This is a genomic window from Microbacterium sp. NPDC055683 (assembly GCF_053617895.1).
Genome location: NZ_JBSHGQ010000026.1, coordinates 1 through 15,534, shown reverse-complemented (window position 1 = coordinate 15,534; position 15,534 = coordinate 1). Strand labels below are relative to the sequence as shown.

Sequence of the window (15,534 nt, the reverse complement as noted above, 5' to 3'; positions counted from 1 at the left end):
CTCCTCGCAGACGGGCGGAGATCCGCCCGCGCCGTGCGGGGCGCGGGCGGATCGGGGCGGATCAGGACTTGGGCAGGCCCTCGGGGTTGACGACGCTCTCCGTCACGGCCTCGGACTCGAGGCCCCAGAAGTCGAGCACCTCGGCGTACTCGCCGCCGTCGATGATGGCCTGGAGCGCGATCTGCACGGGCTCGATCAGGCCGTTGTCCTTCGCGGTGGCCGCCGCGATGTTGGCCGTGAGCGGCCATCCGCCGGGGATGAGGCCGACGATCTTCGTGTCGCCCGTCTCGGCGGCCGACCACGCCGCCGTCGCGTTCGGGCCGAAGGTCGCGTCGATGCGGCCCGACTGCAGCGCGAGCGTCGCCGCGGCGTTGTCGTCGTAGTAGACGAGCTCCGCCGGCTCCTCGCCCGCCGCCTCGAGCTCCTCGTTCCAGGCGAGGAGCACCTGCTCCTGGTTGGTGCCGGAGCCGACCTGGATCTTCAGGCCGGAGACGTCGGCCGCCTCCTCGATGGAGTCGATCTCGCTGTCGGCCTGCACGGCGAAACCGAGGAGGTCGACGCGGTACGACGCGAAGTCGTAGAGCTCCTTGCGCTCCTCGGTGACCGTCACGTTCGAGGTGATGAGGTCGTACTTGCCCGACTGGATGCCGAGCGGCCAGTCCGCCCATGCGACCTCGACGGGGTTGTACTCGAGTCCGAGGGCGTCGGCGATGAGGGCGCCGATGTTGGGCTCGGTGCCGGCCGGGAGGGTCTCGCCCTCGGGGATGTAGCCGAGGGGCGGCAGGTACGACGAGTGGGCGACCGTGAGCTTGCCGTCCTCCACCGGCTCGAAGCCGCTCGCCTCGAGGGCGGCGACGGCCTCTTCGACGGGCTCGTCGAGACGCACCCATTCGATCTCGTCGGTCGTGACGTTCGCCTCGGTCGTCTCCTCGGCCGCTGCCGCCTCTGCGGCGTCGTCGTCCTGGTTGAGGAGGACGGCCGCGGTGATGCCGCCTGCGACGACGACGACGGCAGCGACGGCGGCGCCGATCGCGATGCCCTGCTTCTTGCTGATGGCCATGATGCGGTGGTTCTCTCTGGTTCGGGTATTCGGGTTCGGGTCGGTCAGCCCAGCACCTTGGCGAGGAACTCGCGGGTGCGGGGGTGCTCCGGGGCGACGAGCACCTGCGACGGAGGGCCCTGCTCGACGATCACGCCGCCGTCGACGAAGACGACGCGGTCGGCAACCTCGCGGGCGAAGCCGATCTCGTGCGTGACGATCACGAGGGTCGTGCCGAGCTGGGCGAGATCGCGGATGACGTCGAGCACCTCGCCCACGAGCTCGGGGTCGAGCGCGCTGGTCGGCTCGTCGAAGAGGATCACCTTCGGCTTCAGCGCGAGGGCGCGCGCGATGGCGACGCGCTGCTGCTGGCCGCCCGAGAGCTGCCGCGGGTACTGATCGGCCTTCTCGGCGAGGCCCACACGGGCGAGCAGCCCCAGCGCGAGCTCGCGCGCGTCGTCCTTCGACAGCGCGCCCGTCGCGATCGGCGCCTCCGTCACGTTCTCCAGCGCCGTGAGGTGCGGGAAGAGGTTGAAGTTCTGGAAGACGATGCCGATCTGCGTACGGCGCCGGAGGATCTCGCGCTCACGCAGCTCGTGGAGGCGCCCGCCGCGCAGCTCGTACCCGATGAGCTGTCCGTCCACCGTCACGGAGCCGCGGTCGATCGACTCGAGGTGGTTGATCGTGCGCAGCAGCGTCGACTTGCCCGAACCGCTGGGGCCGAGGACCGCGACGACCTCGCCCGGCTGGATGGTGAGGTCGATGCCGCGCAGCACCTCGTGTCCGCCGTAGCTCTTGTGGACGTCGTGGATCTCGACGAGACCGCGGGTGGCCTCCTGCGTGGCGGTCATCGTGCCCCTCCGTCCTGCGCGTCGTTCCCGTTCGAGCGCTGCGCGCTCGGCAGCGGCGGAGCGTCGGCTCCCGCGAGCGAGGGCGGGGGTGTGGCGTCGTCGCCGAGCCGCGCCCACTGCGTCCTGACCCAGTGCCGTGCCCGCTGCAACGGCGTCGGAGGCAGCGTGCGCACGGCGCCTCTCGCGTAGTGGCGCTCGATGTAGAACTGCGCGATGCTCAGCAGCGTCGTGATGATCGTGTACCAGACCACGGCGACGAGCAGCAGGGGGATCACGCGGCTGTTGCGGTTGTAGATGACCTGCACGGCGTAGAAGAGCTCGGGCAGGGCGATGACGAACACGACCGAGGCGCCCTTGACGAGGCCGATGACCTCGTTCGTCGCGTTGGGGACGATGGAGCGCATCGCCTGCGGCAGGATGATGCGGAACAGCCGGCGGCGCGCGGGGATGCCGAGCGCATGGGCCGCCTCGAGCTGGCCCTGGTCGACGGAGAGCAGGCCGGCGCGGATGATCTCGGCCGAGTAGGCGGCCTGGTGCAGTCCGAGCCCCAGGATGGCTGCGGCCCACTGGCTGATGAGCGTCGTCGTCGAGAACTCGACGATCCAGAAGTCGTCGGTGAACGGCCATCCGAGCCCGAGCGTCGGGTAGAGGTACCCGAGGTTGTACCAGACGACGAGCTGGACGACGAGCGGCACCGAGCGGAAGAACCAGACGTACGACCATGCCGCAGAGTTGAGCAGCGGTGACTTCGAGAGACGGGCGAGCGCCAGCAGCGTGCCGAGCGTGAACCCGATGACGGTCGACAGCAGGGTGAGCCACAGGGTGATGACGATGCCGCGCAGCACCGGCTCCGAGAAGAAGTAGTGGGCGAAGACATCCCACTCGTAGTTCTCGTTCGTGACGAGCGACCACGCGAACTGGGCCACGACGAAGACGATGACGGCGCCGATCGTCCAGCGCCACCAGTGGCGCGTGGGCACGACCCTCGCGCTCGCGACGTCGATGCGCTCGCGCGCCGGGGCATCCGGCGCGGGCGCGGCGCCGGCGCGGCGCGTGACGGTGTCGGTCATGGGGCTCCTCGGATCGGGTGGAGGCGACGACGCCGGTCGCCGCTTCCAGGACCGTAGGCGAGGTGCGCGGCGTCCGCGCGGCCCTGCACAACACGCGGCAACGAATCGATACGGGGCGTAACACGCACGGCCGCGGCGGATAGTCTCGGTCCTCGTGACCGAGACGCTGCAGACCCCCGACCTCGTCCACCTCGGAGACGGCTTCCGCGTGCCCGCGCAGGGGTACGGCGGCATGTCGCTCACCGACGTCTACGGACCGATCTCCGACGACGAGGCGCTGCGCACGCTGACGCACGCGGTCGACGCCGGCGCGACGTTCATCGATACCGCGAACATCTACGGCGAGGGTCGCAGCGAGCGCATCATCTCGCGTCTGCTGGCGACGCGGCGCGACGACGTGCAGCTCGCGACGAAGTTCGGCATCGTGCCGGGAGGGCGCATCGGCGAGCGGTCGGTGCGCGGCGACCGGGCGCACATCCGCGAGCAGATTGAGCTCAGTCTCGGCCGCCTCGGCACCGACCACGTCGACCTCTACTACCAGCACCGCGTCGATCCGGCCGTTCCGATCGAGGACACCGTCGGCGCGCTCGCGGAGCTCGTCCAGGAGGGCAAGGTCCGGCACATCGGGTTGTCGGAGCCGACGGGCGACGAGCTGCGCCGTGCGGCGGCCGTGCACCCGATCGCCGCCGTGCAGAGCGAGTGGAGCATCGTCAGCCGCGACGTCGAAGCGCACGTCGTGCCGGCCGCGCGCGAGCTCGGCGTGGGCTTCGTGCCGTACTCGCCCCTCAGCAGGCAGTGGCTCACGGGCGCCTTCGATGCGGCGGCACTGGGCGCCGGCGACGGCCGGCCGAAGTTCCCGCGCTTCGCTCCCGAGGCGCTCGTGGCGAACGCTCCCGTGCTCGCCGAGGTGCTCGCGATCGCGGCCGATGCGGGGCTGACCGCCGCGCAGCTGTCACTGGCCTGGCTCTACGACAAGGGCGAGACGCTGGGTCTGCCCGTCGTCCCGATCCCCGGCACGCGGTACGCCTCGCGCGTCGACGAGAACCTCGCCGCGATCGGCGTGGCGCTCGATCGGGAGATCGTCGCCCGGCTCGACGGCATCGCCGCGCGCATCACGGCGCACCGCTCATTCGATCCGCTGTGGGTGTCGGACGGGCGCGAGCAGCCCGGCTCGCCGCAGAACCCCCGCCCCGCCGCCTGACCCCGCCGCGGGGCCTGACCCCGCCGCCCCGTGGCTCGGCTCGCGCCGCCGCGTGGCTCGGCTCGCGCCGCCGCGTTCCCGCCGCGCTCTCTCGTCCAACGGATATCCGTTTGCGCCGCGGACATCCGATCGCGCCGCAGAAAGCGGTTCCCTCACCAACGGATGTCCGTTGGCGGAGAAGGAGGGGGTCGGGTTGACGCCGGCAGTTGAGACCGTCTCGTCGATGAACTGGTCGCCACGTGAGTTCCGACCCGTGCGCCTGACTTCGGCGCGCTTCGCGTGGCCCCGTGCGCATCGGACGGTGCGCTTTCGGATGGCCGTGGCTGCGCGGATAGCCCGGCGGGTGCGGATGGCCCGGCCGACGCGGATAGCCCGGCCGGTGCGGACAGCCCGGCCGGTGCGGACAGCCCGGCCGGTGCGGCGCGGAGCGGGCGCGACACCGGCCGGGCGGGGAGCGGGTTCGAGACCCCCTCAGGCCGGATCACCGACGAGCGGCTCCAGCGCGAGCGCCGCGACGACGGCGATGAGCGGCAGCGCGACCAGCGCCTGCAGGATCGCTTCCATGATGGCCTCCTCCCCGGATGCCCTGTGCATCCAGGACTCCAGAGAACCGCCCGCTCCCCTGCGCAGCCCTTGCCCGCCATAGGAGCAACCTGCAGGCATCCTGCCCGCTCGACCGCAGAATGCTGTGCGCCGGCTATGCCGGACGCTCGGCGAAGTCCCGCAACGACCGGGCGGTCCCGGACGGGCCAGCGACGCCGACGATCCCCCGCCCGCGCCACCTCGCCGAACGCACATCCATTTGCCGAGAGCACACGCGATCACGCGGCGGGAAGCGGTTCCCCCGTAAGCGGATATCCGTTGGGCGAAGAGGGGACGCAGACACCACGCCACCTGCGCCCGCCGCCTCCTCTGCGCCCGCCGCCTCTCCTACGCCCGCACGGCCTCCGGTTCGCGCACGGCGGGGAGTCCGAGGTTCTCGCGCAGCGTCGTCCCGGCGTACTCCGTCGGGTAGACGCCGCGCTCCTGCAGCTCGGGGATGAGGCCGTCGACGATGTCGTCGAGTCCCGTCGGCACGAGGTACGGCGAGACGTTGAAGCCGTCGACGGCGCCGGATTCGACGTAGCGGACGAGCAGGTCAGCGACTGAGCCGTACCCGCCGACGATCGAGCGCCGCGTCGTCTGCGCGATGACGAACTCGCGGATCGACAGCCCCTTCTCGGCGGCGAGCGCGCGCCACTGATCCGCCGTCTGCTTCGCGCGCAGGCCCGAGAACATCGACCCGCGCGTGCCGTCGGCCTCGTCCTGCACGGGGTCGACGTCGGGCAGCGGGCCGTCGGGGTCGTACTCCGACAGGCTCCGCCCCCACACCTGCTCGAGGTACGCCAGCGCGGTCTGCGGCGACACCTGCGCGTGCGTGACCCAGTCGGCCTTCTCGCGCGCCTCGGCGTCGGTCTCGGCGAGGATGAACTCCTGGCCGGGGAAGAACTTCAGCTCGTCGACTCCGCGACCGTAGGCGGGCAGGCGCCGGCGCACATCGGACGCGAACGCGATCGCGTCGTCGAGCTTGCCGTGGGCGGAGAAGATGACGTCGGCGTGCTGCGCGGCGAACTCCCTGCCCGTGTCGGAGTCTCCGGCTTGGAAGACGACGGGCCGCTGCTGTCGGCTGCGCGGCAGGGTCGAGGTCGTCGCGAACGGGATGAGGTCGTCCGGCGCCTCGACGTGCTCGCCCGGCTCCGCCGCCCAGAGGCGCTTGGCCGCCGTGACGAACTCGGCGGCACGGCGGTACCGGTCGGCGTGGTCGAGCCAGCCGCCGCGGCGGAAGTTCGCGCCCGTCCACGCGTTGTCGGTCGTCACGACGTTCCATCCGGCGCGGCCGTCGCTCAGCAGGTCGAGCGAGGCGAGCCTGCGGGCGAGGTCGTGCGGGTCGTTGTACGTCGCGTTCTGCGTCGCGACGAGCCCGATGCGCTCGGTCACGGCGGCGAGCGCCGCGAGCTGCGTCTGCGCGTCGGGCCGTCCGGCGACGTCGAGCTCGTGCACGCGGCCGAGGTGCTCGCGCAGGCGCAGCCCCTCCCCGAGGAAGAACGCCGAGAAGAGGCCGCGCTCCGCGGTCTGGGCGATCCGGCGGAACGACTCGAAGTCGTGCTGCGAGCCGCTCTGCGCGCTCGACCAGATGGTGCCGAAGTTGACGCCCTGGAAGAAGACGCCGAACTGGATGGTACGGGCCGGCTGGGTGGTCATGCGGCGGTCCTCTCGAAGCGGTTCGCGGGCTTTGCGAGCCGGAGCGTCTCGCGCAGCGTCGCTCCGGCGACGGGCGAGCGGAAGCCGATGGTGCGACGGAGCGCGGGGAGCACGAGCCGGCCGAGCTCCTCGAGGTCGACGTCGAGCACGGCGGGGTGCAGGCGCACGCCGTCGGAGACCTCCGCCAGGCGCGCGATGAGGGCCGCCAGGCCGTCCGCGTCTCCCGTCCAGCGCAGCCGATCCCCGCCCGCGGAGCCGCCATCGGGCCAGGCCCCGAGAGCGTCGAGGCGGCGCTCCGCCGAGACGCCGCGGGCGTCGAGGACGACGTCGAGCTCGACGACGACGCGTGCTCCTCCCGCGGCGCGCAACTCGGCGGCGCGCGCGACGACGGCGCCCTCGTCGCGTGCGGAGACGAGGGCGATCTCGGCGTCGGCGACGCGATCCGATGCCACGACGAGCTGGCCCTGCGGGGGCCGCGGCACGATCGACGGCCCCTTGACGGCGTAGCTCTCTCCGACGAAGTCGGCGTAGTGGAGCCGGTCGGCGTCGAGGTAGCGACCGGTCGCGACGTCGCGGATGACGGCGTCGTCCTGCCACGAGTCCCACAGCCGACGCGCCACCTCGACGGCGTCGGCGGCCTCGCGGGCGGCCGACGCGTCGTCGAGCGGAGGGCGGCCGTAGGCGGCGGCCTCGTCGGCGGGGGCGTCGGCGCGCACGATCCAGCCGGCGCGACCCGACGACGCCCAGTCGAGGCTCGCGAGCTGCGTGGCGACGTGGAAGGGCTCGGAGTACGCGGTCGACACGACGGGCAGCAGGCCGATGCCGCTCGTGAGCGGCGCGGCGAACGCGGCGCGTTGCACGGCGTCGAGACGCGCGGACGGCCCGAGGGGCGCGTCCTGGAACGTCGCGGCCGTGAAGCCGAACCGCTCGGCGCGCGAGACGACCTCGGCCACGCGGCGCGGCTCGAGCCACGGCTCGGTCACGCGGTCGAACGCCGATGCGGCGGCAGGATGGGCTCCCCCGCCGTCGAGCTCGACGGCCACCGCGAAGGGCGCATGCGTCATGTCGGATCCTCTCCCCCGCCCCGCGCGGGACGGCTCCCCCGAATCTAGGAACGCCGGCGCGGCCATCCGTCCCGTGTTACCGCGTGCGACGGCGTGTGACGATGCGCGATGCCCGCGGACCGCGGCGGCGACCGGCGGCCTATCCTCGGCGGGATGACCACGGTCGACGAGCGCCCCTCCCTCGCCTTCGCCATCCGCACGGCCCGCCCGTCGGAGTTCGCCGAGGTGGGCGAGGTGACCTACCGGGGGTTCGGGCACGGCGAGCCGGGCTCCCCGCAGCCCGATGCCGCGCGCCTGCGGCTCCTGCGCGATGCGAGCGCGCGCGCCGACGCCGGCGAGCTTCTCGTCGCGGCGACGCCGGATCGGCGCATCGTCGGCACGGCAAGCCTGCTGAGGGCCGACTCGCCGCTCGCCCGCCAGTCGCGCGACGGCGAAGCCGAGCTGCGGCTGCTGGCCGTGCTGCCCGAGGCGCGGCGGCACGGCGTCGGCGACGCCCTCATGCGCGTCGCGATCGCGCGTGCACGCGAGTGGGGCGCTCCCGCGCTCGTGCTCGACACCGGGCCCTGGAACGAGAGGTCGCAGCGGCTCTACCGGCGGCTCGGCTTCGTGCGCGTGCCGGAGCGCGAGACCATCCCGTCGTCGCGCGGCGGCATGCTCGCGGTGTACCGCCTGCCTCTAGGCTGACGGCATGTCCGCAGACGCGCTGCTCGACCCGCTCTTCCTCGACGCCGTCGACCCGGCCGTGCGCGATCTGCGCACGCTGCGCGAGGATCTCGTGACGGCGCCGACCCCGCTGCAGCCGCTCGACCGGCTGCGCGCGGAGCTGGGCGGCGGGCCGCGACTGTGGGTCAAGCGCGACGACCTGACGGGGCTCGCCCTCGGCGGCAACAAGGCGCGCAAGCTCGAGTACCTGCTCGCCGACGCGCGTGCGCAGCGGGCCGACGTGCTCGTGACGGTGGGGGCCGCGCAGTCCAACCATGCACGGCAGACCGCGGCGGCCGCCGCGAAGGCCGGGCTCGAGGCGGTGCTCGTGCTGCGGGTGCCGCCGGGGTCGACGCCCGAGTACACGGGGTCGGGCAACGTGCTGCTCGACCGCATCCTCGGCGCGCAGGTCGTGCTCGTCGAGGAGACGCCGGACGACCCGCACCCCGAGCGCGCAGCTGCCGATGCCGTCGTCGCGCAGCTTCGGGCAGACGGGCTGCGCCCGTACCTGATCCCGAGCGGCGGGTCGACGCCCGTCGGCGCCCTCGGCTACCTCGAGTCGTACGCCGAGATCTCCGCGTCGGAGCAGCGGTTCACCGAGGTCGTCGTGGCGACCGGCAGCGCCGGCACGCAGGCGGGGCTCGTCGCCGCGCAGGCGCTCCTGGGAGGCGACGCGCGCATCCACGGCGTCGCCGTCTCGCCGGATGTCGCGGAGCTCGCCGAGGCCGTCGACACGATCTCGGCCGGCACGCTCGCCTTCTTCGGGCGCGGGCCGGCCGATGCAGCGTGGGTCGACGGCGCGCACGTCGGCGCCGCGTACGGCGCGCTCACGGAGGGCGGCGTGGAGGCCATCCGCCTGTTCGCGCGGACCGAGGGCATCCTCCTCGACCCGGTCTACACGGGCAAGGCGGCCGCCGCGCTCATCGCCGGAGTGCGCTCCGGCGCCTACGGCGAGGACGACGACGTGCTGTTCCTGCATACGGGGGGCTCCCCCGCGCTGTTCGCGCACGCGCCGGCCCTCGGCGAGGCCTTCGCCGGCTGAGGCTCGGGCCGGCTCGGTTTCCCGAGATGACGGATGGCCCTGCCGGGGCGGGCGGCGGAGGCGTAGCGTTCCCGCATGACCGCTGATCGCCTGTCGCACGCCTTCCCCGATCCCGCGCTCGCCCGCGTCGTCGACGACGCCTTCGGCCTGGTCGGCGCGACGCCGCTCGTGCGCGTGAACGTGCTGACGGAGGGTCTCGACGCGGAGGTGTGGGTCAAGCTCGACCACCACAACCTGGGCGGGTCGTCGAAGGACCGCATCGGCGTCAACATCGTGCGCGAGGCGATCGCCGCGGGCGATCTGAAGCCGGGCGCCCGCATCATCGACTTCGGCGCCGGCAACACCGCGATCGGCTACGCCCTCGCCGGCATCGCGACGGGCCACCCCGTGACGGCGGTCGTCGGGCCCGACATCGCCCCGCAGAAGGTCGCGCTGCTGAAGCTCCTGGGCGTCGACATCATCCCCGGACGGCCCGACGTCGAGCGCGACGACCCCGAGCACTGGGCGGTCATCGCGCAGCGCTACGAAGACGAGGATCCGAGCACGTGGTGGGCGCGACAGGAGTCCACGTCGCCGAACCCGGCCGCGCACGTGCTGTCGACGGGGCCGGAGATCTGGCACCAGACGGATGGCCGTGTCACGCACTTCGTCGCGGCGCTCGCGACGGGAGGGACGGCGAGCGGGACGGGACGGTACCTCAAGGGCCGGAACCCGGCCATCCAGGTGATCGGGACGGCGTTCGCCGAGACGCCCAACGGCAAGGGCGAGAACAACCTGGCGCGCTACGTGGCGGGCGAGAAGGATCTCGAGAAGGACTGGACGGCGAACGTCGACGGCGACGTGCTCGACCGCTTCGAGGCGCGCAAGAAGGCCGACGTGATCGACTTCGGATGGCACGTCGCGCGCACCGAGGGACTCGTCCTCGGGCTGAGCTCGGTGCTGAGCCTGCGCGTCGCCCTCGACGCCGCGGCGAGCGCGCCCGCAGGCTCCGTGTTCGTCGTGTTCTCGGCCGACAGCGGTCGCGACTACCTGGCGCGCGAGTACGACGCCGACTGGCTGCGGGCCAACGACCTCGGACACATCGCCGACCGGTACGCCTGACCCGGGCGCCGCCGCGGCGGCCCCTCAGGCCGTGCGGAGGATCTGCTCCGTCACCCGGGCGGAGAAGTGCAGCGCGTCGACGGCGATGCGCTCGTCGGCGGCGTGGAACTGGCCGAACACGTCGAAGTCGGGAGCGACGCGCAGAGGCACGAACCCGTAGCCGCTGATGCCGAGGCGGGCGAAGTGCTTGTTGTCGGTCGACGCCTGCAGCAGGTACGGCACGACGACGCCGTCGGGGTCGAAGGCCGTGATGGCCTCCTGGAAGACGTCGATGATCGGCGCATCGACCGACGCCTCCGTCGCCGACCACCAGCGCCCTTCGCGGATGGCCACGTCGTCGCCCGCGACGTCGCGCAGATGCTGTCGGACCGCCTCGTCCTGACCGGGCAGGATGCGGATGTCGACGCGCGTGAAGGCCTCGGCGGGGATGACGTTCGTCTTGTGCCCGCCTCCCAGCACGGTCGGGGTGACGGTGTTGCGGGTCGATGCGTCGACGAGCGAGGAGATGAAGCCGAGGCTCGCGATGTCGTCCGCGAGCGTCTCGTCGGAGAACGCCAGCCCGCGCGCCTCTCCGAAGACGTCGAGGAACCGCTGCAGCGCGGCCGTGCGGTGCACGGGGAAGCGGTGCCCGCCGATCTCGGCGACCGCCTGCGCGAGGCGCACCACGGCGTTGTCGTCGGTCGGCCGCGAGCCGTGCGCGGCATGGCCCCTCGCCGTCAGGGTCGCCCAGGCGACGCCCTTCTCGGCGGTCGCGACGAGGTACGCGCGCCTGTCGTCGCGTCCCGTGAGCGGCACGGAGAACCCGCCCACCTCGCTGAGCGCCTCGGTGACACCCTGGAAAAGGTCGGGCCGGTTGTCGACGAGCCAGCTGGCGCCCCACACGCCGCCGGTCTCCTCGTCGGCGAGGAACGCGAGCACGATGTCGCGTCGCGGAACGATCCCCTCGCGCGCGTAGTGCCGTGCGACGGCCAGGATGGTGCCGGCGTAGTTCTTCATGTCGACCGCGCCGCGCCCGTACAGGTAGCCGTCGTGGATCTCGGCCCCGAACGGCGGGTGGCTCCAGTCGGCCTCATCGACCGGCACGACGTCGAGGTGCGCGTGCACGAGAAGCGCACCCGCCGACGGGTCGCTGCCGCGCAGCCGCGCGACGACCGAGCCGCGGCCCGGTCGCGCCTCGACGAGCTCCGAGGGGATCCCGACCTCGGCGAGTCGCTCCTGCACGTACCGCGCGGCCCGCGTCTCGCCGTCGCCGATCTCCGCCGCGACGCCGGTGTTGACGCTCTCGATGCGGATGAGCCCGCGCGCGAACTCCAGGGCCTCGTCCTCCAGCAGGGTCGTCACGGGTTCTCCTCTCGTCCGGCCGTCCGATCCACCGCGAGGGGCCGTCCGGTCCACCGCGAGGGTATGCCGCGGGCGAAGCAGGACGCCGGCGCCCCGTCGCACGCCGTCACACGCGGTCGCGGCAGGACACGGGACGGACGGCGGGCGCCCGCCGTCCCTACTGTCGGCACCGTGCCCCGTCCCGCCCGCCCCGCTCCGTCTCCGCGGGCGGCACTGTGGGCATGTCTGGCTGCGGGATTCGCCACCCTGTTCGACGCGACCGCGATCACCTACACGGTGCCCGCCGTGGGAGCGACGCTCGGCGGCGGCACGGCGGGCGTGCAGTGGCTCCTCGCCTCGTTCTCCCTGACGTTCGGCCTCGGGCTCGTGCCCGGCGGCCGGCTGGGTGACGCCTACGGCCGGCGCGGGCTGTTCGCCGTGGGCCTCGGCACCTTCGCGCTCGGCGGCGTGCTGGCCGTGACCGCGGGCGACATCGTCGTGCTCATCGTCGCACGGCTCGTCCAGGGTCTGGGCGCAGGGGTCATCAGCGCGCAGGTACTCGGCGCCATCCAGGACCTCTTCGTCGGCGCCGCGCGGCTGCGCGCGCTCGGGGCGTACACCGCGGCGGGGGCGCTGGCGGGGCTCGCCGGGCCCGTCGCCTCGGCGATCGCGCTGGGGTCCGCCCCCGAGGGCGCCGCCTGGCGCGTCGTCCTCGCCCTCCCGCTGCCGTTCGCCCTCGTCGCGCTCGTGCTCGGATGGCGCGGGCTCGCTCCCGGGCCGGCGAGGACGACACCGGTGTCGCTCGATCTCCCGGCCATCCTGCTGCTCGGCGGGATCGTCGCGGCCGTGACGCTGCCCATCGTCGAGCCGGGTCTGCCGCCCGCCCTCGTCCTCGTGCTCGTGACCGCATGCGGACTGGCCGCCGCGGCCCTCGTCGTGTGGGAGCGCCGCTACGCCCGGCGCGGGCGCCTCCCGCTCTTCGCGCCCGCGCTCATGCGGTCACGGGGCTTCGTGCAGGGCAACGTCGTGGCCATGGCGTGGTTCGGCGCGACGCTCGCCGCTGGCTCCGCCGTGACGGTGCACCTGCTGCAGCGCCCCGGCCTCTCGCCGCTCGCGATCGCGCTCTTCTTCGCCCCGGGAGCTGTCGCGCGGCTCGTCGTGTCGCTCTTCAGCCAGCGCATCGCGGCACGGCTCGGCGGCGCGACGGTGCCGCTCGGCCTCGGCCTGCAGGTCGCCCTCATCACGGCGCTCGCGAGCACGGCGCCGTCGCTCGACGACGACGCGCTGTTCGCCGCCGTCGTGGCCGCGCAGGTCGGCCTCGGCGTCTCTGGCGGCATCGTGGAGCCGCCGCTGCGGGTCATGACGCTCTCGTTCGCGCCGCCGGGGCTGCACGGCGTCGCGGCGTCGTTCCTGCAGCTCACCCAGCGGCTCGCCGCGACCTACCTCGTCGCGCTCGCCACGGGCATCCTGCTCGGTGCGACGGGGACGGGCACCGCCGCGAGCGTGAGCGCCGCGCTCGTCGCGTGCGCCGTGCCGTCGGCCGTCGCGTTCGCGGTGTCGTTCTCGCCGGAGTTCCGGCGGGCGGCGCCGCCCCGCGGGTGAGGCGGGCGCCGGCGGATGGCGGCGGGACGTCGGCGCGGGCCGGTATCGTCTCGGACATGACGGCACCGGCGCTCGCTGACGACTCCCCCGCTCGGATGGCCGGAGCGTGGGCCCGCGGATGGCAGGTGCTCCGGGTGGCGGCGGCCGTCCTCCTGCTCGCCGCCGTGGCGGCGCAGTTCGCCGACTCGTACCGCGAGGCGCAGGAGGCGACCGAGCCGTATGCGGCGCACCTCCCCACGGTGGTCGCGAACTTCTTCAGCTTCTTCACGATCGACTCCAACATCTCCAGTGCGGTCGTGCTCCTGCTGTCGGCGGTGGCGTTCTGGCGCGGTCGGGAGACGCGCGTGCGGGATGTCCTGCTCGCCTGCGTGTCCACCTACATGATCATCACGGGCATCGTCTACAACACGCTGCTGCGCGGCATCGAGAGCACGGCGTCGGTCGTCCCCTGGTCGAACGAGGTGCTGCACGTCGTCGGGCCGCTGTTCCTTCTCGCCGACGTGCTGCTCGCCCCTCGTCGCCGGGCGCTCCCCTGGACGGCCGTGTGGGCCATCGTGTCGTTCCCCGTCGTCTGGGCGGTGTACACCCTGCTCCGCGCGAACGCCATCACGAGCCCCGGGACGGGCAACCCGTGGTGGTATCCGTATCCCTTCCTCGATCCGCACCTGCAGGGCGGCTACGGCGGCGTCGCGCTGTACATCATCGGCATCGCCGTCGCCATGGCCCTCGTCGGCTCGGGCGTCGTCGGGGTGTCGCGACTGCGGGCGCGCAGCTGACCGCGGACGTCGCGGCGCCCCCGGATCGGGCGGACCCCTGCGCGCCTCTAGACTGGAGGCCATGTCGAAGGTCCTGGAATCCCTCCCCGTCGGCGAGCGCGTCGGCATCGCCTTCTCCGGGGGTCTCGACACCTCCGTCGCGGTCGCGTGGATGCGCGACAAGGGCGCCGTCCCGCACACCTACACGGGCGACCTCGGCCAGCCCGACGAGGACGACATCGAGTCGATCCCCGGGCGCGCGCTGCAGTACGGCGCGGAGGCGTCGCGCCTCATCGACTGCAAGCCGCTGCTCGTCGAGGAGGGGCTGTCGGCCCTCGCGTGCGGCGCGTTCCACATCCGCTCGGGCGGACGCACGTACTTCAACACGACGCCCATCGGGCGCGCCGTCACGGGTACGCTGCTCGTGCGCGCCATGAAGGAGGACGGCGTCGACATCTGGGGCGACGGCTCCACCTACAAGGGCAACGACATCGAGCGGTTCTACCGCTACGGCCTGCTCGCGAACCCCCGCCTGCGCATCTACAAGCCGTGGCTCGACGCGACGTTCGTGTCGGAGCTGGGCGGCCGCACCGAGATGAGCGAGTGGCTCGTCGCGCACGGCTACCCCTACCGCGACTCGGCGGAGAAGGCGTACTCGACCGACGCCAACATCTGGGGGGCGACGCACGAGGCCAAGACCCTCGAAGAGCTCGACGTGTCGCTCGAGACCGTCGACCCCATCATGGGCGTGCGGTTCTGGGACCCGTCCGTGCAGATCGAGACGGAGGACGTCACGGTGACGTTCGACGCCGGACGCCCGGTCGCCCTCAACGGCGTCGAGTACAGCGACCCGGTGGCGCTCGTGTTCGAGGCGAACCGCATCGGCGGCCGGCACGGCCTCGGCATGAGCGACCAGATCGAGAACCGCATCATCGAGGCGAAGTCGCGCGGCATCTACGAGGCGCCGGGCATGGCGCTGCTCTTCACCGCCTACGAGCGGCTCGTCAACGGCATCCTCAACGAGGACACCCTCGCGACGTACCACGAGCAGGGCCGCCGTCTCGGCCGCCTCATGTACGAGGGCCGCTGGCTCGAGCCGCAGTCGCTCATGCTGCGCGAGGCCATCCAGAAGTGGGTCGGCTCGACCATCACGGGCAGCGTCACGCTGCGCCTGCGCCGCGGCGAGGACTACACGATCCTCTCGACCGAGGGCCCCGGCCTGTCGTACGCGCCCGAGAAGCTCTCCATGGAGCGGGTCGGCGATGCCGCGTTCGGCCCCGTCGACCGCATCGGCCAGCTCACGATGCGCAACCTCGACATCGCCGACTCGCGCTCGCGCCTCGAGGGCTACGTCTCGCGCGGCCTCATCGGCGGCACGACGGGCGAGCTCATCGGCGCGCTCGAGAAGGGCGAGGCCGAGGAGATCACGACCGGAACCGAGGCCGACGAGGCGCTCGACGCCGTCGGCGAGTCGGCCGCGTTCGACGCCGGCACCGACTGACCGCGACGGCGATCGCCGGAACGCCGCGTCCGCCCTCTCCGGGCG

The 15,534-nt window shown here is 73.0% G+C and carries 13 protein-coding genes; 7 read left to right on the top strand and 6 right to left on the bottom strand.

Features of this window, described 5'->3' with window-relative positions; translation table 11 throughout:
• Positions 1–61: 61 nt before the first annotated feature.
• The 3 genes from ACWGPF_RS11100 to ACWGPF_RS11090 are packed head-to-tail and all read right to left on the bottom strand — an operon-like array spanning position 62 to position 2,960.
• On the bottom strand, positions 62–1,060 hold the full coding sequence (locus ACWGPF_RS11100) for an ABC transporter substrate-binding protein (RefSeq protein WP_452332886.1): 999 nt from the start codon (positions 1,058–1,060) through the stop codon (positions 62–64).
• A 44-nt stretch (positions 1,061–1,104) separates the two neighbouring features.
• Complete coding sequence (locus ACWGPF_RS11095) at positions 1,105–1,890, bottom strand: amino acid ABC transporter ATP-binding protein (protein WP_452332885.1); 786 nt, start codon at positions 1,888–1,890, stop codon at positions 1,105–1,107.
• Complete coding sequence (locus tag ACWGPF_RS11090; RefSeq protein ID WP_452332884.1) at positions 1,887–2,960, bottom strand: amino acid ABC transporter permease; 1,074 nt, start codon at positions 2,958–2,960, stop codon at positions 1,887–1,889. Before ACWGPF_RS11090 ends, ACWGPF_RS11095 begins: the two co-directional genes overlap by 4 nt.
• Positions 2,961–3,114: 154 nt before the next feature.
• On the opposite strand from ACWGPF_RS11090, the gene ACWGPF_RS11085 reads away from it, so the two are divergent.
• Positions 3,115–4,161, top strand: a complete 1,047-nt coding sequence (locus tag ACWGPF_RS11085) for an aldo/keto reductase (protein WP_452332883.1) — start codon at positions 3,115–3,117, stop codon at positions 4,159–4,161.
• 930 nt (positions 4,162–5,091) lie between these two features.
• Here the strand turns inward: ACWGPF_RS11085 and ACWGPF_RS11080 are convergent.
• A complete protein-coding gene (locus tag ACWGPF_RS11080; protein ID WP_452332882.1) occupies positions 5,092–6,402 on the bottom strand; it encodes an LLM class flavin-dependent oxidoreductase in 1,311 nt (436 codons plus the stop codon).
• A complete protein-coding gene (locus ACWGPF_RS11075; RefSeq protein WP_452332881.1) occupies positions 6,399–7,466 on the bottom strand; it encodes an LLM class flavin-dependent oxidoreductase in 1,068 nt (355 codons plus the stop codon). The genes ACWGPF_RS11080 and ACWGPF_RS11075 overlap by 4 nt, the downstream gene beginning before the upstream one ends.
• Before the next feature lie 153 nt (positions 7,467–7,619).
• On the opposite strand from ACWGPF_RS11075, the gene ACWGPF_RS11070 reads away from it, so the two are divergent.
• The 3 genes from ACWGPF_RS11070 (at position 7,620) to ACWGPF_RS11060 (ending at position 10,311) form a co-directional block, all read left to right on the top strand.
• Positions 7,620–8,150, top strand: a complete 531-nt coding sequence (locus ACWGPF_RS11070; protein ID WP_452332880.1) for a GNAT family N-acetyltransferase — start codon at positions 7,620–7,622, stop codon at positions 8,148–8,150.
• Between the two features lie 4 nt (positions 8,151–8,154).
• Entirely contained in the window at positions 8,155–9,210 is a 1,056-nt protein-coding gene (locus ACWGPF_RS11065) for a D-cysteine desulfhydrase family protein (RefSeq protein ID WP_452332879.1), read from the top strand.
• 75 nt (positions 9,211–9,285) lie between these two features.
• Positions 9,286–10,311: a PLP-dependent cysteine synthase family protein gene (locus ACWGPF_RS11060; protein ID WP_452332878.1), complete on the top strand. Its 1,026-nt coding sequence runs from the start codon at positions 9,286–9,288 to the stop codon at positions 10,309–10,311.
• Positions 10,312–10,335: 24 nt separating this feature from the next.
• Here ACWGPF_RS11060 and ACWGPF_RS11055 read toward each other — a convergent pair whose 3' ends face one another.
• Positions 10,336–11,652 (bottom strand): M20/M25/M40 family metallo-hydrolase, encoded by a 1,317-nt coding sequence (locus ACWGPF_RS11055; protein WP_452332877.1) that lies wholly within the window; start codon positions 11,650–11,652, stop codon positions 10,336–10,338.
• A 171-nt stretch (positions 11,653–11,823) separates the two neighbouring features.
• Here ACWGPF_RS11055 and ACWGPF_RS11050 point away from each other — a divergent pair, with 171 nt between their 5' ends.
• The 3 genes from ACWGPF_RS11050 (at position 11,824) to argG (ending at position 15,489) form a co-directional block, all read left to right on the top strand.
• Positions 11,824–13,233: an MFS transporter gene (locus tag ACWGPF_RS11050; RefSeq protein ID WP_452332876.1), complete on the top strand. Its 1,410-nt coding sequence runs from the start codon at positions 11,824–11,826 to the stop codon at positions 13,231–13,233.
• Between the two features lie 56 nt (positions 13,234–13,289).
• Positions 13,290–14,009 carry a Pr6Pr family membrane protein gene (locus ACWGPF_RS11045; RefSeq protein ID WP_452332875.1) on the top strand — a complete coding sequence of 240 codons (720 nt, stop codon included), beginning with the start codon at positions 13,290–13,292 and terminating at the stop codon, positions 14,007–14,009.
• 61 nt (positions 14,010–14,070) lie between these two features.
• On the top strand, positions 14,071–15,489 hold the full coding sequence (argG, locus tag ACWGPF_RS11040) for an argininosuccinate synthase (RefSeq protein WP_452332874.1): 1,419 nt from the start codon (positions 14,071–14,073) through the stop codon (positions 15,487–15,489).
• The last annotated feature ends 45 nt before the right edge of the window (positions 15,490–15,534 follow it).

What these genes read in the sequence shown, in the direction of transcription:
- ACWGPF_RS11090 (WP_452332884.1), bottom strand. Translation starts at nt 2,960, where the DNA reads ATGACCGACACCGTCACGCGCCGCGCCGGCGCCGCGCCCGCGCCGGAT.
- ACWGPF_RS11095 (WP_452332885.1), bottom strand. Translation starts at nt 1,890, where the DNA reads ATGACCGCCACGCAGGAGGCCACCCGCGGTCTCGTCGAGATCCACGAC.
- ACWGPF_RS11070 (WP_452332880.1), top strand. Translation starts at nt 7,620, where the DNA reads ATGACCACGGTCGACGAGCGCCCCTCCCTCGCCTTCGCCATCCGCACG.
- ACWGPF_RS11060 (WP_452332878.1), top strand. Translation starts at nt 9,286, where the DNA reads ATGACCGCTGATCGCCTGTCGCACGCCTTCCCCGATCCCGCGCTCGCC.
- ACWGPF_RS11075 (WP_452332881.1), bottom strand. Translation starts at nt 7,466, where the DNA reads ATGACGCATGCGCCCTTCGCGGTGGCCGTCGAGCTCGACGGCGGGGGA.
- ACWGPF_RS11080 (WP_452332882.1), bottom strand. Translation starts at nt 6,402, where the DNA reads ATGACCACCCAGCCGGCCCGTACCATCCAGTTCGGCGTCTTCTTCCAG.
- argG (WP_452332874.1), top strand. Translation starts at nt 14,071, where the DNA reads ATGTCGAAGGTCCTGGAATCCCTCCCCGTCGGCGAGCGCGTCGGCATC.
- ACWGPF_RS11100 (WP_452332886.1), bottom strand. Translation starts at nt 1,060, where the DNA reads ATGGCCATCAGCAAGAAGCAGGGCATCGCGATCGGCGCCGCCGTCGCT.
- ACWGPF_RS11045 (WP_452332875.1), top strand. Translation starts at nt 13,290, where the DNA reads ATGACGGCACCGGCGCTCGCTGACGACTCCCCCGCTCGGATGGCCGGA.
- ACWGPF_RS11065 (WP_452332879.1), top strand. Translation starts at nt 8,155, where the DNA reads ATGTCCGCAGACGCGCTGCTCGACCCGCTCTTCCTCGACGCCGTCGAC.